Annotated in this window: 19 protein-coding genes; 8 read left to right on the forward strand and 11 right to left on the reverse strand. The window is 73.0% G+C overall.

Features of this window, described 5'->3' with window-relative positions:
* Positions 1-103: 103 nt before the first annotated feature.
* Complete coding sequence (locus tag C229_RS0103155; protein ID WP_155884569.1) at positions 104-340, reverse strand: hypothetical protein; 237 nt, start codon at positions 338-340, stop codon at positions 104-106.
* A gap of 1,622 nt (positions 341-1,962) precedes the next feature.
* Between C229_RS0103155 and C229_RS33970 the strand changes: the two genes are divergently transcribed.
* Positions 1,963-4,263, forward strand: coding sequence for a hypothetical protein (locus C229_RS33970; protein WP_155884570.1), 2,301 nt, complete (start codon positions 1,963-1,965; stop codon positions 4,261-4,263).
* A gap of 6 nt (positions 4,264-4,269) precedes the next feature.
* On the opposite strand, the gene C229_RS0103165 is transcribed toward C229_RS33970, so the two are convergent.
* The 5 genes from C229_RS0103165 to C229_RS0103185 form a co-directional block, all read right to left on the reverse strand.
* Positions 4,270-5,361: a right-handed parallel beta-helix repeat-containing protein gene (locus C229_RS0103165; RefSeq protein ID WP_018653630.1), complete on the reverse strand. Its 1,092-nt coding sequence runs from the start codon at positions 5,359-5,361 to the stop codon at positions 4,270-4,272.
* A 61-nt stretch (positions 5,362-5,422) separates the two neighbouring features.
* A complete protein-coding gene (locus C229_RS34815; protein ID WP_018653631.1) occupies positions 5,423-7,084 on the reverse strand; it encodes a glycosyltransferase family 2 protein in 1,662 nt (553 codons plus the stop codon).
* Positions 7,081-9,033 (reverse strand): glycosyltransferase family 2 protein, encoded by a 1,953-nt coding sequence (locus C229_RS34820; protein ID WP_018653632.1) that lies wholly within the window; start codon positions 9,031-9,033, stop codon positions 7,081-7,083. The genes C229_RS34815 and C229_RS34820 overlap by 4 nt, the downstream gene beginning before the upstream one ends.
* The gene (locus tag C229_RS35200; RefSeq protein ID WP_033423902.1) at positions 9,030-10,115 is read right to left on the reverse strand and encodes a class I SAM-dependent methyltransferase; all 1,086 of its coding nucleotides are present in this window, start codon (positions 10,113-10,115) and stop codon (positions 9,030-9,032) included. The genes C229_RS34820 and C229_RS35200 overlap by 4 nt, the downstream gene beginning before the upstream one ends.
* A gap of 31 nt (positions 10,116-10,146) precedes the next feature.
* Complete coding sequence (locus tag C229_RS0103185; protein WP_018653634.1) at positions 10,147-12,243, reverse strand: glycosyltransferase family protein; 2,097 nt, start codon at positions 12,241-12,243, stop codon at positions 10,147-10,149.
* Between the two features lie 154 nt (positions 12,244-12,397).
* Here C229_RS0103185 and C229_RS0103190 point away from each other — a divergent pair, with 154 nt between their 5' ends.
* Positions 12,398-13,333 carry a DUF6177 family protein gene (locus tag C229_RS0103190; RefSeq protein ID WP_026313402.1) on the forward strand — a complete coding sequence of 312 codons (936 nt, stop codon included), beginning with the start codon at positions 12,398-12,400 and terminating at the stop codon, positions 13,331-13,333.
* Between the two features lie 8 nt (positions 13,334-13,341).
* Here the strand turns inward: C229_RS0103190 and C229_RS34825 are convergent, their stop codons facing one another.
* Together C229_RS34825 and C229_RS33990 are read right to left on the reverse strand one after the other, a co-directional pair.
* Positions 13,342-13,689, reverse strand: a complete 348-nt coding sequence (locus tag C229_RS34825) for a hypothetical protein (RefSeq protein WP_018653636.1) — start codon at positions 13,687-13,689, stop codon at positions 13,342-13,344.
* A 3-nt stretch (positions 13,690-13,692) separates the two neighbouring features.
* On the reverse strand, positions 13,693-14,583 hold the full coding sequence (locus C229_RS33990; protein WP_155884571.1) for a hypothetical protein: 891 nt from the start codon (positions 14,581-14,583) through the stop codon (positions 13,693-13,695).
* Positions 14,584-14,966: 383 nt separating this feature from the next.
* Here C229_RS33990 and C229_RS0103205 point away from each other — a divergent pair, with 383 nt between their 5' ends.
* The 4 genes from C229_RS0103205 (at position 14,967) to C229_RS0103220 (ending at position 17,819) form a co-directional block, all read left to right on the forward strand.
* Complete coding sequence (locus C229_RS0103205; protein ID WP_018653637.1) at positions 14,967-15,524, forward strand: peroxiredoxin; 558 nt, start codon at positions 14,967-14,969, stop codon at positions 15,522-15,524.
* Positions 15,521-16,063 carry an alkylhydroperoxidase, AhpD family gene (gene ahpD / locus C229_RS0103210; protein ID WP_018653638.1) on the forward strand — a complete coding sequence of 181 codons (543 nt, stop codon included), beginning with the start codon at positions 15,521-15,523 and terminating at the stop codon, positions 16,061-16,063. The genes C229_RS0103205 and ahpD overlap by 4 nt, the downstream gene beginning before the upstream one ends.
* Positions 16,064-16,194: 131 nt before the next feature.
* Entirely contained in the window at positions 16,195-16,698 is a 504-nt protein-coding gene (locus C229_RS0103215; RefSeq protein WP_155884572.1) for a hypothetical protein, read from the forward strand.
* Positions 16,695-17,819, forward strand: coding sequence for a glycosyltransferase family 4 protein (locus C229_RS0103220; RefSeq protein WP_018653640.1), 1,125 nt, complete (start codon positions 16,695-16,697; stop codon positions 17,817-17,819). Before C229_RS0103215 ends, C229_RS0103220 begins: the two co-directional genes overlap by 4 nt.
* Positions 17,820-17,829: 10 nt before the next feature.
* On the opposite strand, the gene guaA is transcribed toward C229_RS0103220, so the two are convergent.
* Positions 17,830-19,392 carry a glutamine-hydrolyzing GMP synthase gene (gene guaA, locus C229_RS0103225; RefSeq protein ID WP_018653641.1) on the reverse strand — a complete coding sequence of 521 codons (1,563 nt, stop codon included), beginning with the start codon at positions 19,390-19,392 and terminating at the stop codon, positions 17,830-17,832.
* A 404-nt stretch (positions 19,393-19,796) separates the two neighbouring features.
* Here guaA and C229_RS0103230 point away from each other — a divergent pair, with 404 nt between their 5' ends.
* A complete protein-coding gene (locus tag C229_RS0103230; RefSeq protein WP_018653642.1) occupies positions 19,797-20,051 on the forward strand; it encodes a hypothetical protein in 255 nt (84 codons plus the stop codon).
* Between the two features lie 2 nt (positions 20,052-20,053).
* On the opposite strand, the gene C229_RS0103235 is transcribed toward C229_RS0103230, so the two are convergent.
* A complete protein-coding gene (locus C229_RS0103235; protein ID WP_033423904.1) occupies positions 20,054-21,148 on the reverse strand; it encodes a sensor histidine kinase in 1,095 nt (364 codons plus the stop codon).
* Positions 21,141-21,815, reverse strand: a complete 675-nt coding sequence (locus tag C229_RS0103240) for a response regulator transcription factor (protein WP_018653644.1) — start codon at positions 21,813-21,815, stop codon at positions 21,141-21,143. The genes C229_RS0103235 and C229_RS0103240 overlap by 8 nt, the downstream gene beginning before the upstream one ends.
* Positions 21,816-21,902: 87 nt before the next feature.
* Here C229_RS0103240 and C229_RS0103245 point away from each other — a divergent pair, with 87 nt between their 5' ends.
* Positions 21,903-22,532: a M15 family metallopeptidase gene (locus C229_RS0103245; RefSeq protein ID WP_026313404.1), complete on the forward strand. Its 630-nt coding sequence runs from the start codon at positions 21,903-21,905 to the stop codon at positions 22,530-22,532.
* The last annotated feature ends 88 nt before the right edge of the window (positions 22,533-22,620 follow it).

Consider the following 22,620-nt stretch of genomic DNA (forward strand, 5'->3'; position numbering starts at 1 on the left):
AGTCTGTTAGATGACTCCTACCTGTACGATATCTCGGGCCACAGCCTTTACTGAAGCGTCCACCGAGACCCTACCGAACGCTCGCGGCGGAAAAACTTCGCACTCAGAAAGCGACCTCGGCCTGTGGATCGAAACCGCTGATCGCCGCACCCACCGCCAGATCACGCATTTCCGGGATCAACTCCGCGAGGCGAAACGGAAGGGTGAGAATCAAGTAACGCCCCATCGCTTCAATCTCGTCTGGATCGTCGTCACCCTCGAGAGGCTCCATCATGTCGCGAACCTGCGGCCACCTATCGACCAAAGCCTCCCGGAAAACTACCAGTTCATCACTGGCCACAAAGGACCGGTACACCCCCTCGCACGCTTCCTCGTATAGCTTCTCAGCAGGTCCGTTCCCTGCTTTCCAAAAACAGATATCGATACTCAACGAGTCCTCCGAATACGACGGAACACGTACGCAATGAAATCGAAAGCGCCTACTAGGCTCCTGGAGCAGATGCTCATCCGAATCCAGTCATGAACTCGATGAGAGTATGTGGATCGATCCATTCGCCCTTCAGCGACGCGGTTTGCAATCTCTGCGGAACGGTTGCTCCCATCCGTGATGAATAGGCAGGACCAGGGAAGTTGATGCTATCGCCTGCCGCATACTCCAGGAAGCCAACGATCGGTTCGTTACCAGCCGCGGGCCAGGTGCGCCGCCCCACCCCCGGCCTACTCGGTTCCACGCACCATTGGGTGATCGCCCCGGAGCGGCACCCCTGTGGACGGAACGGGCTTTCGTGACTACTTTCCGTGACGCGCACAGATGGCACTTCTCGCTAGAATGTGCAATGCCTTTCGGCTCGAGATCTTGCTGTGTGCGTTTGCTTGAAGAAGATCTGTCGGCAACTGCCAGGTTCGCAATGCGCCCTGCGTCTCTCGTGCCCCTGCCCGCCGGGGCGCGGGCGGCAATCGCGTGACTGTGTTCCTCCTCGCGGTGGACGACACCTCGCCGACTGTGTCCGAGTGCCGACGATGTCGTTCGGTCTTGCTCCGGACGAGGCGCGCCGTCGGCCGTCGTTGTGGCTTCCGTGTGAGCGGACGTGCTGCGTGTGGTGTGCGGTGCGGTGTTCTCGGGCGGCTGGAGCGCGGGGGGCGGGTGAGTGGGAGCGAATGACGGAGGGGCGGGGAGGCCGTAGGGTGCTTTGTGCTGATTCGGCTTGTGGATTTGCAGCTCCGGGAGACAGCGTGAGCACGTCAGGGACGTCGGGCGACGGATCCAGCGGGGATGAGTGGCGGGTGTCGTCGCCTCCGCCGCCGCCTTGGGCGGACGAGGCGGACGGCGCGGCCGCTGGGAGTGAGAGGCCGGGTTCCGGCGCGCCGCCGGTCGGTCCGCCCACGCCGCCGTGGGCGGGCGGGGAGGGCGACGACGCTGGACGGAGTCCGCAGCCGCACAGCCCGCCGTCCGTGGTCGCGCGGCCTTGGGAGAGCGGACCGGGCACGCCGCCGCCGGATGTGCGGCAGCCCTGGGAGAACCGGGGCGGTTTGGCTGCGCGAGCGCCGCAGGAGGGTTCGCCGCCTTCCGAGGTCGGGCGGCCCGCTGGGCAGCCGGAAGGCACGCCCGCGTTCGGGCCACCGCCCGATGTGCGGCAGCCCTGGGAGACGGGGCCGCCCGCGTCTGACGCGCGGCGGCCTGGGAGCGGCAGCGGTGGGCTGGCCGCGCGGCCGCCCGCGTCGTCGCATGAGGGCGCGGCGCCAGGTGCTGAGACGCGTCAGCCCTGGGAGAGCGGACCGGCGGCGCAGGAGGGCGCGCCGTCGTTCGGGCCGCCACCCGATGTGCGGCAGCCCTGGGAGAGCGGAGCAGCCGCACCACCGCCGCCCGATGTGCGGCAGCCCTGGGAGAGCGGAGCGGCCGCGCCGCCGCCGGACGTGCGGCAGCCCTGGGAGCAGGCCGGGGCGGCGAGCGCGGAGCCATGGTTGCGGGAGCAGACCGCGGCGCGGAGGCGGCGGTCGTTCCCGGTGAAGCCGGTGCTCGCCGTCGTGGGAGCGCTGGTGCTCGTCGGCGGCGGAGGATACGGGGCGTACGCGCTCATGGCGGGTGACGACGACGCGGCCGACGCGCCGTCGCGGTACGCCGACGCGCTGTTCGCCGCCGACCGGGCCGCGGCCGGGGACGGGCTCGACCAGGCGATCGGGGACGTCGCGGTCGCGGGCGGGATGGCGGTCGCCGCCGGGTCCGAGAGCGGTGGCCCGAACGCGCGGCCCAAGTTCCTGTACTCCAAGGACGGGGGTCGCACCTGGCAGCTCGCCACCGTCCGGACCAGGGACGGTGGGCAGGCGCTCGGCCAGGGCCCCGACGTGGTCTTCGGCGTCAAGGGCGCGTGGGTCGCCCTCGGCACCCGCAACGGCGCCGAGAACGTGTGGACGAGCGCCGACGGCACCACGTGGACGCAGCGCGCCGCGAAGCCCGGCGTGTTCGCCGTCGGTGACCAGATCGAGCAGGTCGCGCGCGCTGGGGACGGGTTCGTCGCGGTCGGGCACCGTCCGTGGGGCGGGCGGTCGGTCCCGGTGCTGTGGCGGTCGGCGGACGGCACCGAGTGGCAGCGCGTCACCGGCCGTTCGCTCGGTCTCAAGGCGGGCAAGAACAGCGTCGGCCCGCTCCGCTATGTCGCGTCGGCGGGCCGGACGACGCTGATCGCCGGGACGGTCGTGAAGAAGGCCGGCACGGTCGCGGGCCTGTGGGGTTCGACGGACGGCGGGCGGAGCTGGCGTGAGATGGCCACGCCCTCGGCGTCGGGCGCGTGGGGCGACCTGCACCTGGCGGTGAGCGGGAACCGCTTCGTCGCGCTGCGCCGTGGCAAGGCCGGGAACGCCCGGCCCGGCGTCGCGTTCACCTCTCCGGACGGCCGCCGCTGGCAGGCCGCGGGGAAGGTGGAGAACGGCCCGGTGCTGGAGCCGGTGCGGCTCGCGGGAGGCGACGCCGGTCTCGCGCTGCTCGCGGGGGTCTCCGACGACCGCAAGGCCGTCTTCCAGAGCGGCGACGGCACGAACTGGGCGCAGGCCGCCGATCTCGGCAACGCGCCCGGCCGCACGCTGTCGTCGATCGCTTCGGCGGGCGGAACCGCCCTGGTCGGCGGCAGCCGCCGCCAGGCCGACGAGGACTACCAGCTCATCAGCGCGTCCGGCGGCCGGTCCGCCGAGGTCGATCTGAGCAAGGTGACCGGCGCGACGGCCACGGAGCGCTCGCTCCTGGACGTGGCCTCCGGCGGCGGCCGGACGGTCGCGGTCGGCAGCACCAACGGCCGCGCGGCGATCTGGACGACCGGCGACGGCGACTCCTGGGAGCGCGCCGACGCGAAGGCGCTGGCCGCCGACGCGCGGCAGCGGCTGGTCAAGGTCGCGCACGGCCCGCAGGGCTGGCTGGCGGTCGGCGCCGAGGGCGGGCGTCCGCTGGTGGTGACGTCGGCGGACGGCCGGACGTGGCAGCGGCAGGACCCGTCGGCGTTCGCGCCGCACGGCGGCCGCGTCGTGACGCTGACCGGGGTCGCGGCGGGCCCGAAGGGCTATCTGATCGTCGGCCGGGACGCGCGCGGGACGGCCGAGTCGTCCGCGCTCGCCTGGCATTCGGCGGACCTGCGCACGTGGCGGCCCGCCCAGCGGGGCGGCCTCGCGGCGGGCGGCGGCACGTCGCGGGAGATGACGGCCGTGGCGGCGACGCCGAACGGGTTCGCGGCCGTAGGCGCGACGGCGAACGGCGGCGCGCCCACGGCGAAGCCGTCGGAGCCGGCGATCTGGGTGTCGCAGGACGGTCTGGCGTGGACGCAGAAGGAGGCGGTCGCACCGGCGGGCGTCCGGAACATCCGGCTGACGCACGTCACCGCGAACGGCCGCGCGCTGGTGGCGGCGGGCGAGGGCGACCAGTCGGGCTTCCGCGCCGTCGCGATCGTGTCGACCGACGGCGGCAGCACCTGGCGCGGCAGCGTGCTGCCGACGCCGACGGGCGACTCGGTGAGCTACCTGCGGGCCGCGGCGGCGGGCGAGAGCGGCTTCACGCTCGTCGGCATGTTCGGGAGCTGGCTGAACGCGGACACGATCCGCTGGACGTCCCCGGACGGGCGGGCGTGGCAGCCGTCGGTGCCGCAGGGTCCGGGCCTGTCGGGCGACGGACGCCAGCAGGTCACGGCGGTCGCGGGGTCCGGCGACGGCCTGCTCGGCGTCGGCACGTCGGCCGAGGACGGCCGCGACCGCGCGACGCTGTGGCGGTTCGACGCGCCGTGACGGCGGTCAGCCCGCGTGGTTGTCCCAGGCGGTGACGCGCTGGACGGGCCCGGTGCCGCAGCCGGGCCCGCCCGGCGACGTCGTCGAGCCGGGCGTCGCCGCCCAGGTCTGCACGGGCCCCCGGTAGCCGGACGTCAGCGTGTTGCCGTGGAACTTGTTGCCGACCGACGCGCATTCACGCGGTGACGTCGGTGACGCCTGCCGCTGGTACCAGTCGGAGAAGTACGCCTTCGACCCGGCGCGCACGAACGTGTTGCCGGAGATCTGGTTGCGTCCGCTGGCGTTGCGGGTGCGGACGGGGTCGCCGCTGATGCCGGTGAACGTGTTCCTCCGGATGATGTTGTCGCTGCTCAGGTGCGCGAGGTAGACGCCGTGGACGAGGGCGGCCTGGTCGGGGGTGCCGCGGTTCTCGATGTCGGTGAACTCGTTCTTCTCGATGATGTTGCGGCGGGAGTTGATGAGGTCGACGGCGCCGTAGCCGACGGCGGCGGGAACGTGTTTGGAGCCGATGGCGCGGAACCGCATCCCGTAGACGGTGTTGCCGTTGACGCCGCCGGTCCGGGCGCCGAGCAGCCCTGCGGCGGAGCGCGCGGTGCCGCCGTCGAACATGATGCCGCCGCTGGCGTACTGCTCGACCTGGAGGTAGTAGAACCGCAGCGACGTCTCGGGCGGCAGGCCGGACGGCGGCGGCTCGGCGCGGAACCAGAACCCGGCGGTGCCGGTGCCGCGGAAGACGGGACGCCCGGCGATGCCGGTGAGGTCGCCGCCGTAGCGGTGGTCGGCGGGCAGGAAGCTGATGGAGCGGCCGGGCACGTAGGTGTTCCAGGTGAGGGGGGCGGTCGGGTAGACGCCCTGCTTGATGCGGACCTCGACGTCGGTGCTGGGCCGCGCGGCGGCGATGATCTGCTGGACGCGGGCGAGCGTGGCGACGGCGCGGGCGGGGCTGGCGCCGTCCCGGGCGTCGCTGCCCGCCGGGTCGAGATGGAGGCGAAGGACGGTGGGCGCGGCAGGCGTGGGGGTGGGGCGCGCCGGGGGCGCGTCGGTGCCGCTCATGCCGGTCAGCGCGATGGTGAGGACGAGCGTCGTCGCGGCTCCCACACCGAGAGACAGCAACGCGGTGGTGCGAGCCCTGGGCGTGGCCGGAGAGGACCGGCGCGGGTCAGGCGTTCCGGTCATCTGGGCTCCGCCGGTGCAGCGCCTCGCCGGCGCGGCGCCGGGCGGCCTCGCGCAGTTTCGCGCTGAGCGGGGCCTGCAGTTTGCGTTTGAGGCGGGCCGCCTCCTGCTTCCACCGCTCCGCCTCCTTCTCCCGCTGCTCGGCCCTCTTCTTCCAGCGTGCGGCCTCTTTCCGCCACTTGTCGACCTCGGTGGCCGTCGGCGGTGCCGTTCTCCCGGCGCCTGCGGGGAACGCCCAGTCCGCGCCGTCGATCCAGTGGACGCCGTACAGCTCGTGCACGACGTCGTCGAGATCCTCTCCGGCGGCCCGGACGTGATGGGCGCGCGCGAGCGCGGCGGTGCGTTCGAACCGGGCGATGCGCAGCCCGCCGCCGGGATCGTCGACGGCGACCTGGACGGCGCCGTGCCCGCCCTCGTCGGCGAGGGCCACGAGCCGCTGGATCGCCTCGGGGCCCGGCACGAGGCCGGGCGGGCAGACGAGCCGGAAGGGGGCGGGCGCGGACGTCGCCGGAACGTCCTCGACGAACCGGACGCGCCCGTCGGCGGCGAATGCGGCGCGGATCAGGCGCAGGTCGAGGTCGGGGTCGTCCAGCGGTGCGCGGCGTCCGTCCGTGAGCGCGCTCCACGGTCCGGCGACGGTGACGCGGATGTCGGGGACGGTGCCGGCGAGCGCCCCGGCGACGGTGGCGCGGACGTCTTCGAACGTGGCGCCGTCGGCGTGCACGACGATGTCGGTGTAGGGGATGTCGAACTGCCGTCCGGCCCAGCGTCGCCAGTCACGCCGCAACGGCAGCCGATGGCTGAGGTAGGGCTCGTTGTGCCGGGCGACCTCTTCGCGGCGGCGCATGATGGTGGACGGGCCGAGGTGCCAGCTGCGCGCCCCGGGTTCGGGGACGAACACCGCGCCCTGCTGAGCGAGGCGGTAGCCGAGGTCGGTGTCCTCGCCGAGCAGCAGGGAGGCGTCCAGGCCCCCGGCCGCGGTGAGCAGCGAGGCGGGCACCGACGCCGTCGCGCCGACGTGGACGCGGTACAGGCGGGGGTGGAAGCGGACGAGGCCGCCGGTCTCGGCGATGATGTCCTCGACCCAGGTGTGCGGGTGGCCCTCCTCGACGCCGAAGAGGGTGTCCGCGGCATCGGCGGCGACGGCGGCGGCGACTTTCGCGGGCGTCAGTTCTCCGGGGGCGTGGTCGATGAAGCGTTTGTAGCCGAGGACGACGAGGTAGTCGGCGACGTGGTGCCAGCGCAACTGCGCCTCGACGTGCTCGCGGAACACGACCATGTCGGCGTCGAGCCAGTGGACGACCTCTCCGTCTGCGACACGGGCCCCGGTGGCGCGGGCATGACCGCGTCCCCAGCCGCCGGGGTCGGCGGGCACCAGGCGGGTACGGGCGGGCGCGATCTCGGGGAGGCGCAGCGGGGGCGTGCTGCCGTCGTCGACGACGACGACCTCCAGCAGGTGCTCGGGGTAGCTCTGCGCGGCGAGTGACGCGAGCGTGAGATCGAGGCGGGTCTGGTCCTCGAAAGCGGGGACGACCACGGACACCGTGCGGCGGGGCGTGTAGCCGCCGACGGCGGGGACGTCCAGCGACGTGTGGTCGTTGTGGCGGACACGCGGGGGACGGGGGGCGGCGTGCTGGTCAGGGCTCACGTGGTCCTCATCGGGAGCGGGCCGGGCGACACGCGGGCGGGCGACTCCATCAGGGGATTGGGCCGGAAGCCGCGCCATTGCCGGGTGGCGGTGCGCAGGAAGTAGGTGGGCGAGACGCCCCACGTGTGCCCGCGCGCGCGTCGGTTGACGAGGAAGCCGAGGCCGTGCGTGCGGTAGACGCGTCCGCCCGCTGCCGTGGCGGCCCGCAGGAACACGGCGTCGACCGAGCGCGGCACCGGCGCGAAACCGCCGACCGCGTCGAAGAAGGAGCGTTCGGTGAGGAGCGTCGCGCCGGAGATCGTGCCGCTCATGCGCTCGGACGGCCCGGCGGGGCGGTACACGGTCAGGTCGATCTCCTCCAGGTAGATGAACTGCGCGAAACAGCCGGTGACGTCGGCGTTGGCGTAGTGGGCGGCGAGGAGCAGGTCGGCGACGAAGTCCGGACCGTACCAGTCGTCGTCGTCCCATTTCAGCAGGTAACGGCCGGTAGCGCGCACGGCGCCGAGGTTGAGCGCCGCGCCGAACGGGAGGTCGGCGGACGCCTCCACCAGCGTGACGGGCCCGTCGTGTCCGGTGACCGCCGCGACGACCCGCGGATCGGCCGCGGACAGGCCGTGCAGGACCAGCAGCACCTCGATGTCCACGTCGCGCTGCCGGGCGATCTGCGCGAACGCGAACGCGAGGAAGTCGGGGCGGCGGGTGCACAGCAGGACCGAGACCGGGGAGCGCGCCGGTGCGGGCGTCCCAGCGGCGTGGGCGAAGGCCCGCCACCGCGCCGACGTGGAGTGCGAGCGCAGCGCGGCCCGGCGCAGCCGGATGCTGTGCTCCTCGCGGACCAGGTCGTCGGTGAGGTCGAGGGCGGTGCCGTCGGTCAGCAGCCGGGTCAGTTCCGCGCCCAGCGGGAGCGTCCAGCCGGGCAGCCGGGACGCGACGAGCGGCACCCCTGCGGCCGCGAGCCCGGCGAGGACGCGGACGGCGGCGTCGGGGCCGCTGTGCCGGCCGTGCTCGACGCGGACGGCGCGGACGTGCCGGAGCCGCGCGACGTCGGCGTCCGTCACCGCACCGGACGGGTGGAAGCGCACGACCTCGCCGGGGCCGGCCTCCACGCTCCAGCGGTCGCCGGTCTGGACGAGCGGACGTTCGCCGTGCGCCGGAGCGGAGAGGAAGCCGACGGGATTCACCGAGCGTTCGTCCACCGGCGGTATCGCGCCGGGGCCGTCGAGGCGCTGGACGGCGGTCCGCACCCCGTCGTGGCCGCCCGGGGCGCTGAGCGCGGCCCAGGTCAGCGTCCCCGCTTCGGACCGGTCCACGGCCGGGACGCGCGGATCCGGCCAGGCGGCGGTGTCCGCGCCGATGGTGCGCAGCACGACGTCGGCGGCGGGTACCTGGCCGACGTCGGGCACCGGGCCGTCCACTCCGGCCGGGGCGGCCGACGGATCGCCGGGTCGCCAGTGGGCGGCGCCCGGCCCGGCCAGGGCCGCGCGCACGCCCGGCCACGCCTGCGGGCGCCCGCCGTCCAGGCCCCGCACGAGTGCCGCGAGGAAGACGCCGGCGGGCACGGCGCCGCGGAACCGGGCCCGCACCGCCCAGTCCCCGGAGTCCCCGCGCTGGGCGTGGAACTCGCGCAGCGTCCGCCATTCGGCGGGGAGCGCGGGCAGTGCCGGTCCGGCCTGGTCCGGCGCGCGCAGGACGCCCACGACGATCCGGTCGGCGCCGGGAAGCAGCGCCCCCGCCGACACGGCACGCCGCAGGTCCGTGGCGGTGCGGGCGAAGACGGCGAGGACGCCGTTCGGCGTCTCCCCCACGGGGCCGGTGGCGGCGTCGAGGTCCACGACCGCGCCGTCACCGGGCGGCGCGAGGTCGGCGCCGTCGTCGCCGGGCAGCAGGCCCACGGTGACGATCAGCCCGGGCGCCGTACGGATCATGTCCCGGACGGTCTTCGTGATCATCGCGGCCGTCCCGTGAAGACGTGGGCGTGGCCGGTGGTGGTCCGGCCGAACGACGGGTGGTCGGTGAGCCAGCGGTCGCTCAGTTCCTGCTCGTCGTCGCGGAGGGCGTCGTCCAGCACGATCACGACGTCGTCCGCGCAGTGCGGCAGCAGCAGCGGAAGCGCGGGATACCGAGCATGGGGGCGAGTGGCGCCGGGCGGGCCGTCGACGAGGACGGCGCCGATGCCGGTGAGGTCCTTGACGGACGTGACGGAGTACCAGGGGTACTCCTCGTCGTCCTGGCGCCACGGTTCGAGGGGGGCGTGGCGGATCTCCACGACGGTGTCGAGGCCGTGGGCGCGGATCAGGTCGCGGGTGGCGCGCAGGTAGCGTTCGTCGTGTTCGAGGGCGACGAGGCGTCCGCCGCCGAGCCGTTCCAGGGCGTAGCCGAGCCAGACGCTGGACGCGCCGCTGCCGCACTCGACGACGAGGCCGGGGCGCCGTTCGACGAGGACGTCGACGACGGTGCGGAGCACGTCGGGGCGCAGCGCCCAGCCGCTGAGGGCGGGCATCGGGGCGCGGGGGCGGAGCCAGGCGAGCACCGCGGCGTGCGACTCGACGCGGTCGTAGGTGTCGTCGGCGGCGTCGCGGACTCCGGCGGCGAGCGCGGCGGCCCGCTCGTCGAGGGCGTCGACGCGGGCGGCGAGGTCGGCGAGGCCGTCGCGCAGGCCCGTCAGATGGGTGAAGAACTCGACGCGGTCCTCCCCCACGGTGCCGCGCGTCTCGCGGACGGCGTCGCGCAGTTCCTCTTGGAGAGCGGTCTGCGCGGTGATCAGGGCGGCCAGGTCGCGCTGCGAGGACGCGCGCAGCTCGGACGCGTGCGTGCGCTGTTCCCGCAGCGCCTTCTGCACCTTGGCGTCCACCCGCCGGACGCCGAGCACGACGAAGGCGAGCGCGACGAGGATCGCGTCGGCGGCCAGCAGCCCGGCCGCCTCCCACGGGCTCGGTCCGCCGAGCGCGGCGGCGACGACGAGACCCGCGCCGGCCGCGCCGCCGAGGGCGGCGATCGTCAGCATGCGGCGGCGGGGGGAGGAAGTCGCCATGGCTCGCTCCGTCGTCAGGGGGCTGGTTCGGTCAGATGCAGACGTGCGCCTCGGGCGGCCCGTAGAACTCCACCCGCGCCTGCCGGAGCAGTTCGGCGTCGTTCACCTGGAACGTGTGGGAGGACGGGTCGGCACCGCGCACGTAGACGTAGTTGAACCGGTCGGCGGAGTAGACGCGGACGCCCGCGGCCTTCGCCCGGCGCAGCAGTTTGGTGTCCGAGCCGCGCGGCAGCGGGTCGAACCGCAGGTCGCGCAGCACGTCGCCGCGCGCGACGATGGTGCCGCCCCGCACGAGGTTCGTGTAGGTGTGTTCCAGTTCGGGCTTGCTGAGCAGGGTGGCGTCCATCGCCTGGAGCTGGACGTAGCAGGCGCGTTTCCCGACGATCCCGGCCTCGGTGTAGGAGAACGCGGGGACGAGGTCGGACAGGTAGTGCGCGCCGTACACGTCGTCGTCGTCCATCTTGGCGATGAGGTCGCCGTCGGCGGCGTCGATGCCGAGGTTGAGGCAGGCGCCGAGCGGGAGCGCGGCGTCGGCCTCGACCACGACGACGTTCTCGATCCCGGCTTCGTGGGCCTGCGCGCGGACCTTCTCCGGTTCCACGTCGAGGCCGTGCAGGACGAGGACGAGCTGGAGGGGCGTCCAGTGCTGCCGGGCGACCTGCGCGAGCGCGCCCGCGATCCGGTCGGGACGGTTGGTGGGCAGGACGACCGAGACTGTCGGCTCGGGGCGCGGGTGCGGCCGGCCGACCGCGTCCAGGACGGTGTCGACGCGGTGCCCGAACGTGTGCGCGGCGAACACCTCGCGCATCGCGCGGTGGCCCTGGCGGTCGCGCAGCTCGGGGTTGGCGAGGAGCCCGGCGAGCAGTGTGCGGGTCTCGTCCTGGGTGTGCGCGACGGACACCAGGCCGGGGAAGTAGGCGTCGACGGCGGCGGAGTGGCCCGACAGGACGGGCGTCGCGCACGCGGACAGCTCGAAGATGCGGCGGGCGCACATCGTCGGGGAGTCCAGCACCGAGTTGACGTTCAGGAAGACCTTGTACGCCTTGTACACCGACAGCATCCGCTCGTACGGCAGCGAGCCGACGATGTGCGCGTCGAAGCGGGGCGGGAACTGGAAGCGGCTCTCCTTCTCCAGCATGCGGCTGTAGACGTGCAGGCCGAAGTCGCGGGCGGGCTCCAGGACGGTCCGCATCTGCTCGGCGCGGTCCGGGTGCTTGTGGCTGAAGTAGGTGCCGGCGAAGGCGACGTCGTGGCGGCGTCCGCCGGGGACGTTCACGGGGTTGTGCAGGCGGGGCTGCGCGGCGAAGGGGAGCACGTCGACGCGGTCGTGGCCAAGGATCTCGCGGTAACGGGGGATCATCTCGGCGCTGGTGGTGAAGACGGTGTCGAACAGTGCCGCGGTGTCGATGAAGACGTCGAAGTTCGGCGGGTCCTCCTTGTTCCAGAAGACCGTCGGGACGCCCTGTTCGCGGCAGTGCGCGACGAGTTCGCGCAGTTCGCGGCCGGGGGCGTCGGGGCCGCTCATCTGGCCGCCCCAGCGGCCGTCGTTGCCGGACCACGCCGACTCGACGAACAGCAGGTCCGGCCGCTCGCGGTCGAGCACCTCGCGCCAGTCGCCGGGGCCGGGTTCGACCTGCCGCCACTCGTACCGGAACGCCGTCGCCGAGAACGTGTCGAGGACGACGGCCGCGGTGAGTTCGGGGCGCGCGATCGGCCCGTCCGGGAGGGACGTCTCGGGCAGGTCGGGCATCCGTGGCCGGTCGGCCGTTCCGGGGGCGGCGGACGGTGCCTTGCCGCTCGGCCGCTGCGGCGGTGACGGCATCGGTGACTTGCGCAGCGCGCGGCCGAGTTCGGCGGGCACCCGGAGCACGCCGGCGGGCTTGCCGCGCGCCTGCCACAGCGCCTCGCCCAGCCGCCACCAGCGGCGGCTGAACGTCGAGCGGAGCTGCCAGGAGACGTAGTCGGTCTTGTAGACCTGGTAGGCGTAGCGGCCCTCGGCGTCGCGCAGCCGCTGCTCGGTCTCGCGGAGCCGTTCCTCGGTCTCGCGCAGCGACCGGGCCAGCGCCTCCCGCTCGTCGGCGTCGTGCGCGTGCGGGCGGTCCGCGTCGCCGTGCTCAGCGGAGGTCATGGCGGCGACTCACTCCCAAGCTCCTCTGTCGTCGCAATGGGCCCGTACGTGGGCTCAACTCGCATAGAGGCATAAAAACCCGGCTAGTGTACCGGTGCGCCCTCCTCCCTCCACCCGTTCGCGGGAGCGGCATTCTCACTAGACTCGGACGAAGATGAGCACCGTAGACGCACTGACCGGTCAGGCCATGGTCGTGTTGCAGGATCGGCCCCTCGTCGCGCTGAGTGCCTGGATCAGCGGGGCCGCGCGCGACTGCGCGGAGGCGGGGCGGGCGTTGCAGGTGGTGACGCCGCTGGAGTCGCGGGTCTCGCTGCCGCTGCGGACGGTGGTGGCCGGGGGCGGGGCGCTATGGATCGTCCGGCACGGCGACGGGTACTACGAGGGGCTCACCGGGCGGCCGATGCAGTGGGGCGGGGAGGCGTTCGTGCCCGTCCCGGACGCGCGCGACTACGCGCCCGGGTTCACCACGCGGCTCACCGCGCCGATCGGGGCGCAGCTCGGGCTGACGTACCGGGTCCGGCACGCGGCCGAGGGGCATCTGAGCGGCGCCGTCGACCGGCTGCTCCAGCTCCTCACCGGCAAGTGGCCCGCCGGATGGGGGCCCGCCGAGCCGCTGGAGCACCCCTGGCAGCCCGACCGGCTCACCGAGTACGCGCGCGGACGGTCCAGCGCCACGATCATCGTCGCCGGAGACGGGCCGCGTCCCGCGCAGGCCGTCTGCGAGTTCACCACGATCGACGGCGGCGCCGTCGAGGAGTCCACGACGGTCACCGTCGGCTACGCACCCGAAGACCCGCCGCCGCTGGCGCACCTGCCGTCGCTCGTCGCGGCGATGGCGGCCGACCAGCCCCTCGCGACCATGTTCGTCCAGCTCACCCCGGGCCGCGCCGACCTCACCACCGAGGCGCGCTGGTCGGGCGCCGCCGCCCCGGTCGCGCTGGCCGTGGCGGGCGGCGTCCAGGGCCCGCCGGGGGTGCAGGGCTCGCCGATCGGGCCGCCGCGCGCGCCGATGACGCTGTTCCCGCTCGGCGACGGACGGTCGACGGACGGCTGGCAGCGCCACCGCGCGCTCCTGGCGCACCTGGGCTAGGGCTCCCGTCAGGTCTGCGGCGGCTCGAACCGCGGCTGGGCCTGCGGGCCGGACGGCTGCGGCTGCGGCACGAACTGCTGCTGCGGAGGCGGCGGCTGCTGCGCGTACGGCGGCGCGAAGGGCTGGGCGGGCGCGGCCGGAGCCGAGCCGATCTTGCAGGCCAGTCCGGCGATGACGAACGCGAGCCCGGCGAGCACGAGCATCTCGCAGAACCTGCCGCCCTCGGTGACCTGGAGGGGTTTGCGGTCGGGGTCGCCGGCCGCGGCGAGGCTGAGGAAGCCGAAGCCGAGACCGGTCACGATCGACCCGAGGCCGAGCAGCAGGAACAGCAGGAAACCGGCGCGGGACGCCTGCATGGTCTAGTCCCCCCACACGTAGAGGTTGGTGAGCACGGTCGCGAGCTTGCGCAGGAGCGTGTCGCCGAGCACCTGCGCGGGGCCGCTGCGCGGGCCGGGCTCGCGGGACTCGTTGACGAACGACTGGCGGATGAGGACGTGCCGTCCGACCGACTGGCTCGACCACCAGTGGCCCGGCTCGTTGCCGTAGTCGACGCGGATGCGCGGCGCCCGGTTGGCGTTGACGCTGTTGGCGACGCGCCGCGCCTGGGACTCGGTGCCGAACTCCAGCACCGAGATCTGCACCCAGGTGTTGCCGCTCGGCGCCCGGTAGGTCGCGCCGCGCAGGCTGCTCTCGCACGGGGTCGAGCGCAGGACGGTGACCAGGCCCGGCTTGGCGGCGCCGGTGCAGGACGTCGTCCAGCTCGACGAGCGCCGGTAGGTGCCCCGGTCGGTCGACACCGACGAGGCGAGGAACGTGGACCCGACCTGGACCTTCTCGCGCCGCGTCGGCGTCGGGGTCGGGATCGTCGGGGCGCTGAACGTCGGCGTCGGAACGGCCGGGACCGACGGGACGGTGAAGGACGGCACGCTGAGCGGACGGGCGGGCGGGTGGTCGTCATCGTCGCCGAGGACGACGAACGCCCCGGCGCCGAGCAGCCCCAGCGCGACGATCGCGCCGACGATCGCCAGGACGATCCCGGCCCCGCCTCCCCCGCCGCGCTGCGGCGGCGGGTACCCGGGCGGCCCGCCGGGGAACGGTCCCGGCATCCCGGGCGGCGGCGGTCCGAAGGGGCCGGGCGGCCGGGGCGGGCCCTGCGGCGCGGGCGGCGGGCCGTACGGTCCGGGAGGTCCGGGCGGGGCGGGGGGCGGGCCGCCGTAGGGCGGGGGGAACCCGGGCGGCGGAGTGCTCACCTCGGCGTCCTCTCATGGGGGGTCGGATGCAGGGCCTAGCGAACCACAAATGTCGAATATAGAAGGACATTAAAGTCAGAACTGCCATCAACCGACCAGCGCCGAGCAGCCGTCCCAAGGGGGCGGGACGGGGAACGGCCGTCTAGACTCCCGGAGGCTCGTCCTGGTGTGCGAGCTTCTTCACAGCCGGAGGCGGTTAGTCCGAGAGACCCCCGCGCAGGCGCGGCTGATAGGGAACAGCTATCAACGGCGACGCGTCGATCTATTTCTCTTTTCAGTGGGGCTGCGGAAGCCTGTGTGACGTCCGGGACGGGAGTGACCATCCGCCGGGCGCTGCGCCTGACCAGGCGATCCACATCACACGTGCGACGAAGGAGCCCCGCGTGCTTTCTGTCGGAGACCAGTTCCCCGAGTACGAGCTGACCGCCTGCGTCTCGCTGGACGCGGACAACGCGTTCGAGACGATCAACCACAAGTCCTACGAGGGCCAGTGGCGCGTCGTGTTCTTCTGGCCCAAGGACTTCACGTTCATCTGTCCCACCGAGATCGCCGAGTTCGGCCGCCTCAACGAGGAGTTCGCCGACCGCGACGCCCAGGTGCTCGGCGCGTCCGTCGACAACGAGTTCGTGCACTTCGCGTGGCGCAAGGACCACCCCGACCTGCGCGACCTGCCCTTCCCGATGCTGTCGGACCTCAACCGCGAGCTGACCGAGGCCCTCGGCATCCTCACCGCCGACGGCGTCGCCCAGCGCGCGACCTTCATCGTCGACCCGAACAACGAGATCCAGTTCTCGATGGTCACCGCCGGGTCCGTGGGCCGCAACGTCAAGGAGGTCCTGCGGGTCCTCGACGCGCTCCAGTCCGACGAGCTGTGCCCCTGCAACTGGAACAAGGGCGAGAACACCCTCGACGCCGCCAAGCTCATGGCGGGCGCCTCGTGAGCGTCGACGCCCTCAAGTCCGCCCTTCCCGCGTACGCGAAGGACACCAAGCTGAACCTCGGCTCGGTGACCTCCACGTCCGCGCTGTCCGAGCAGCAGCTCTGGGGCACGGTCCTGGCGACCGCCCTGGCCAGCCGCAACGCGCAGGTCATCCGGGAACTGGCCGAGGAGGCCGGCGACTACCTGACGGCCGAGGCGTTCGAGGCGGCCAAGGGCGCCGCGTCGATCATGGCGATGAACAACATCTACTACCGGTCGACGCACCTCATCGGTGACGACGCCTACGCGACGCTGCCCGCCAAGCTGCGCATGTCGATCATCGGCAAGCCGGGCGTCGACAAGCTCGACTTCGAGCTGTGGTGCCTCGCCGTCTCGGCGATCAACGGCTGCGGACGCTGCCTGGAGTCGCACGAGAAGGTGCTGCGCGACGGCGGGCTGTCCCGCGACCTGATCCAGGAGGCGCTGCGCGTCGCCGCCGTGGTGCACGCCACCGCCGCGACGCTGGAGGGCGAGGACGTCCTCGCCGCCGTCGGCGTCTGACGGCTCCCTCGCGCGAAGGCCCGGCCGGTGCCGTCATCCCGGCCGGGCCTTCACACGTCTGATGAGAAAGGGAGCGGTGCGACGGCGCCGTATCCTTTTTCTTTCGGTTCACTGCGCGATCAGGGGGATCAATGGCAGTCCAGGCTGAGACGGGAACGCATGCCGAGGTGGCGGAGGTCTGGCCGCGGGACGGCGTCATCCGGCTCGTCGGCGAGGTGACCGCGCCGCTGCCCGGCCCCTGGACGCTGGAGGCGGTGTCGCGCGAGCACCGGCGGCCCGCGTCGCTGCCCGGACGCCTCCGCAAGCGGCTCCGGTCGGGGTTGCGCTCCGTCCCGGCCCGCCTGACGTTCCCCGTCACGGCCGACGGTGACCGGTTCGAGGTCGCCGTCCCCGTCCAGGACCTCGCCCCCCGCGCGCCGCACGCCCGTGAGCACTGGGACCTGCTGCTCGTCAGCGGCTCCGGCGAGGACCGCCGCGCGCTGAAGGTCGGCCGCTGGCTGGACGACATGCCCGGCAAGAAGCAGATCGTGCGGTTCCCGGTGCAGCGCGTCGACGACGCCGTGACCGTCCAGCCGTACTTCACCGCAGGTGAGGCGCTGGCCGTCCGCAGCCGCCGCAAGTCCGCCGACGCATGAGGCTGACGTACGTCCTCACCTGGGCGTACGCCGTGGGCGGCACGATCCGCACCGTGATCACCCAGGCGAACGCCATGGCGGCGGCCGGGCACGACGTCGAACTCGTGTCCGTGCTGCGCACCCGCGACGAACCGCACTTTCCCGTCGATCCCCGGGTCCGGATGGTGACGTTGATCGACCGGCGGGGCGGCGCCGCGCCCGACGGGGCGCCGGGACGGCTCGTCCCCGCCGACGAGCCGCGCGCCGGGACCTACACCGCCGAGGTCGAGGAGACCGTCGCCCGGTACCTGCGCGGCGTGACCGGCGGGGTGCTGGTGACGACGCGTCCCGCGCTGAACCTGCTCGCCGCCGAGCACGCGCCGGCGCGGCTGGTGCGCGTCGCGCAGGAGCACCTCAACCTCGGCGTGCACCGGCCCGGCACGCGGGCGGCGATCCTCGCGTCCTACGGGAGGCTCGACGCCGTCGTGACGCTCACCGAGGGCGACCGCGTCGCGTACGAGAAGGCGCTCGGCGGCGCGGTGCGGATCGAGCAGATCCCCAACGCGCTGCACACGCTGGACGTGCCGCGCGCCGACCCGTCCGCGCGGACGGTCGTGGCGGCGGGGCGGCTCACCCGGCAGAAGGGGTTCGACCTGCTGATCCCCGCGTTCGAGCGGGTGGCCGCGCGGTTCCCGGACTGGCGGCTGCGGATCTACGGCGACGGCGAGCAGGAGGCGCGGCTGCGCGGCCTGGTCCGCAGGCGGCACCTGTACAACCACGTGTTCCTCATGGGCGCCCGGTCGAACCTCGGCGCCGAGATGACGAAGGGGTCGGTGTTCGCGCTCAGCTCACGGTTCGAGGGGTTCGGCATGGTGCTGGCCGAGGCGATGAGCCACGGCCTGGCGACGGTCGCGTTCGACTGCCCGGAGGGGCCCGGCGAGATCATCACCGACGGCGTGGACGGTGTTCTCGTCCCCGCTCGTGACGTGGACGCCCTGGCCGCCTCCCTCTGCCGCGTCATCGCCGACGACCAGGCCCGCCGCGCGCTCGGCACGGCGGGCCTGCGGACGGCCCGCCGCTACGACCCCGACGCCATCCGCGCCCGCTGGGAACACCTCTTCGCGGACCTGGCCGAACGCTGACCGCCCGCGCCTACTCCCACTCGATCGTGCCGGGAGGCTTGCTGGTGATGTCGACGGTGACGCGGTTGATCTCGCGGACCTCGTTGGTGATGCGGGTGGAGATGCGCTGGAGGACGTCGTAGGGCAGGCGGGCCCAGTCGGCGGTCATGGCGTCCTCGCTGGTGACGGGGCGCAGGACGACCGGGTGGCCGTAGGTGCGGCCGTCACCCTGGACGCCGACGGAGCGGACGTCCGCCAGGAGCACGACCGGGAACTGCCAGATGTCGCGGTCGAGCCCGGCGCGGGTGAGTTCCTCGCGGGCGATGGCGTCAGCGTCGCGCAGGATCTCCAGGCGCTCGCGGCTGACGGCGCCGATGATGCGGATGCCGAGGCCGGGGCCGGGGAACGGCTGCCGCCAGACGATCTCGGCCGGGAGGCCGAGCTGCTCCCCGAGCGCGCGGACCTCGTCCTTGAACAGGGTGCGCAGTGGTTCGACCAGCCGGAACTGGAGGTCGTCGGGGAGGCCGCCGACGTTGTGGTGCGACTTGATGTTGGCCGCGCCGGTGCCGCCGCCGGACTCGACCACGTCGGGGTACAGGGTGCCCTGGACGAGGAACTCGACGGGCTCGGCGGCGTTCTCACCGACGATCTCGCGGGCGGCCTCCTCGAACACGCGGATGAACTCGCGTCCGATGATCTTGCGCTTGGTCTCCGGGTCGGTGACGCCGTCGAGCGCGGCCAGGAAGCGCTCCTGCGCGTCGACGACGTGCAGGTTGACGCCGGTGGCGGCGACGAAGTCCTTCTCGACCTGCTCGGCCTCGCCCTTGCGCAGCAGCCCGTGGTCGACGAAGACGCAGGTGAGCTGTTCACCGATGGCGCGCTGCACGAGCGCCGCCGCGACGGCCGAGTCGACGCCGCCCGACAGGCCGCAGATGGCCCGCTTGCTGCCGACGGTGGCGCGGACCTCCTCGATGGACTCCTCGGCGATGTTCACCATCGTCCAGTTCGGGCGGCATCCGGCGCCCTCGTAGAGGAACCGGCGCAGGATCTCCATGCCGTGCCGCGTGTGCAGCACCTCGGGGTGGAACTGCACGCCGAACATGCCGCGCTCGCGGTCCTCCATGCCGGCGACGGGCGTGACGTCGGTGGACGCGGTGACGGTGAACCCGGCCGGGGCCTGGCTGACGAAGTCGCGGTGCGACATCCAGACGGCCTGCTCGCCGGGCAGCCCCTCGAACAGCATCCCCGGCGCGGTGACGGCGACGGTAGCGCCGCCGTACTCAGCGACGTCGGAGTTGACGACCGTCCCGCCGAGCGCCTGCGCCATCACCTGGTGCCCGTAGCAGATGCCGAACGTGGGCACGCCCAGCTCGAACAGCCCCTCCGGCGCGGCGGGCGCGCCCTCCTCGTACACCGAGGCCGGTCCCCCGGACAGGATGATCGCCTTGGGCTTCTTGGCGAGCATCTCGGCCGCGGGCATCGTGGACGGAACGATCTCGCTGAACACGTGACACTCACGCACCCGCCGCGCGATCAACTGCGCGTACTGCGCACCGAAGTCGACGACGAGCACGGTGTCGAAGCTCTGCTCCACTGAACTGGCGCCTCTCACGAACAACCGGGGATTCGGAAGCCCCCAGTCTAGAGCCGCCTGCCTGCACCAACGCGCCGCCCATCCACCCTGTGGACAACCCGCCAGCGGCCTCGGCGACGGTCCGGCGGCAGACCGCCATGGCGCGGCCGCGTTGCTTCCACATGGCGCGGGGACGTGGAGCGCGGGCCGCGCACTCGCCGTTCGCCACCCAGCGCATCAGCGGGTCAGCGGGTCATGAAGAGAAACGATCATGGGCGTGGACTCCAGGCCGCCCGGTGTGGGCCGGAAGACCATGCCCGAGACCGCGACCGGGGTGACCCGTCGAGCGCGCAGGATGACGTGCCCATTGCGCAGATGCGGGCAAAGCCGCGTTGAGCGCTCGACGCAGTCCGGCACAGCGGAGGATGGGTGGTCATGATCGGCGCGGGCCAGGTGCCGTCCGCGCCTTCGTATTCACGCCGCGACAACATCCACACAGCGCCCTCCCCGGAGCCGCCACCGGTCAGCACGCGGACGCTCTCGACATCTCTGCGGGAGACCCCGTCCTCATCGGCCAGAACTGGATCAGGGACGTCGAGGGCGAGGTCATCGAGTACGGCGAGTACGCGGCCGTCCAGGGCCGGTGGAGAACGTTCGACTTCGACCTCCTTCCCGACTGAACTCAGATGGCCGTTCCAGGGCGAGCCTGGAGGGCGGGGAGTTCGATGATGATGCGGAGGCCGCCGGGGCGGCGGGGGGTGAGGGTGAGGGTGCCGTTGTGGGCTTCGGTGATGGTTCGGACGATGGCCAGGCCCAGGCCCACGCCTGCGTGGTCGGTGTGGACTCGTTCGGTGCCTCGTTGGAAAGGTTCGGTGAGGGTCGCGGCGACGGGCGGCGGGATGGGGTCGCCGGTGTTCTCCACGACGAGTACCACGGTGCGGGGGCGTCGTTCGGTGTGCACCCGGACTTTGCCCTGGCGGGGCAGGTTGTGAATGATCGCGTTCTGTACGAGGTTCATCGTCAGTTGCAGCAGGAGCGCCGGTGAGCCCAGAGCCGGGGTGATCTCGCCGTACGTTTCCAGGGTGACGTCTCGTTTTTCGGCTAGGGGTAGGAGTGTTTCGGTTGCTTCTTCTGCCAGGAGGGACAGGTCCACGCGTTCTGGGGTGAAGGATCGGCGTTCGGCTCGGCTCAGGAGGAGCAGTGCCTCGGTCAGGTCGATCGCGCGGGTGTTGACGGTGTGCAGGCGGTCGATGATCTCGCCCGTGTCGTGGTCCGGGTCGGTTCGGGCCACTTCCAGGAGTGCCTTGGAGATCGCCAGCGGGGTGCGCAGTTCGTGGGAGGCGTTCGCCGCGAAGCGCCGTTGTTCGGCTACGTGCGCTTCGAGGCGGGCGAGCATCGTGTCGAAGGCGTCGGCGAGTTCGCGGAACTCGTCCTGGCGGCCGGGGAGCCGGATGCGGTGGGAGAGGGAGCCGTTCGTGGCCATGCGCGTGACGTCGGTGATGCGGGTCAGCGGCGCCAGCATCCGCCCGGCGAGGACCCATCCCCCGACCAGCCCGAAGACCAGCAGGACGGCCATCACCACGCCTGCGGCCGACGCGAGGTCGCTCAGGAGGGTCGAGCGGATCAGCACGCCGCCCTCGACGTCCGTGTACGCGGGCAGATGCCGCAGCGTGAAGAACCAGACCGCCGCGAGCAGCAGGACGCCCGCGAGCATGAGGAACCCGGCGTAGCTGAGGGTGAGCCTGAGCCGGACGCTCAGCCCGGGTGCCCTAGGCATGCGTCCCGCCCGTGTCGATGCGGTAGCCGACACCGGGCACGGTCGCGATGATCCACGGTTCGCCGAGCCGTTTGCGGAGCGCCGACATGGTGATGCGCACGGCGTTGGTGAACGGGTCGGCGTTCTCGTCCCAGGCGCGTTCCAGCAGCTCCTCGGCGCTGACGACCCCGCCCTCGGCGGCGACGAGCACGTCGAGCACCGCGAACTGCTTGCGGGTGAGCGCGACGTAGCGTCCGTCCCGGTAGACCTCCCGGCGGAACGGATCGACGCGCAGTCCCGCGATCTCCCGCACGGGCGGACGGCTGTGCGCCCGCCTGCGGTCGAGCGCGCGCAGCCGCAGGACGAGTTCGCGCAGCTCGAACGGCTTGGTGAGGTAGTCGTCGGCGCCCAGCTCGAACCCGGAGACCTTGTCGTCGAGCCGGTCGGCGGCGGTGAGCATGAGGATCGGCATGCCGCTGCCGGACGCGACGATGCGTCCGGCGATCTCGTCGCCGGACGGGCCGGGCACGTCCCGGTCGAGGACGGCGATGTCGTAGCTGTTGACGGCCAGCAGTTCCAGGGCGGCGTCGCCGTCACCGGCGATGTCGGCGGCGATGGCCTCCAGGCGAAGGCCGTCGCGGACGGCCTCCGCCAGATAGGGCTCGTCCTCGACGATCAGCACGCGCATACCGTCGAGGTTACGCGCCGTCACCTATCGCCCGCGTATCGGAAACCGCATACGGGCGGGCAACGCCGGGTCGCCTTCACTGGCGGCATGAAGCGAAGTCCAGCAGTGGCCCCGGCGACCCGGCGGCCGATCATCGTCGTCCTGTCGGCGCTCGTCGTGGCGATCATCGCGGTGGCCGTCCACCAGGTGCCGCGATCCGCGTCCCCTTCGTCCTATACGTCCGCCTCGTCGCCCGCCGCGCCCACGGAACCCCGGCGTGCCGCCGGGAGGGCCGACGGCGTCGTCCCCGCCGGGGTGACCGTTTTCGACGGAACGGTCCCGGCCGTCGCCAACCTCGACCCGGGCCTGCTCGCGGCCCTCCGCCAGGCGGCGCGGGCCGCCGCGCGCGACGGCGTCGAGTTCCACGTCAACAGCGGCTGGCGCTCCCGGACGTACCAGAACCGGCTTCTCCGCGAGGCCGTCGCCAAGTACGGGTCCGAGGACGAGGCCGCCCGCTGGGTCGCGACGGCGGCGACGTCTCCGCACGTGTCCGGCGAGGCGGTCGATCTCGGGCCCGCCGCCGCGACGAGGTGGCTGTCCCGGCGCGGCGCCGCGTTCGGTCTGTGCCAGATCTACCGCAACGAGCCCTGGCACTACGAGCTGCGCCCCGGCGCGTTCGCCCAGGGCTGCCCGCGCATGTACGCCGACCCCACCGAGGACCCGAGGATGCGGCCGTGACCGGGCAGGTTCGGACGGACCCCGTCCGGGCGGACCCCGCCGCCGAGGCCGACCCGCCGCCCCGCCCGGGGCCCTGGAGACGCGGCCC

This window comes from Actinomadura flavalba DSM 45200 (assembly GCF_000374305.1).
Classification (GTDB): Bacteria; Actinomycetota; Actinomycetes; order Streptosporangiales; family Streptosporangiaceae; genus Spirillospora; species Spirillospora flavalba.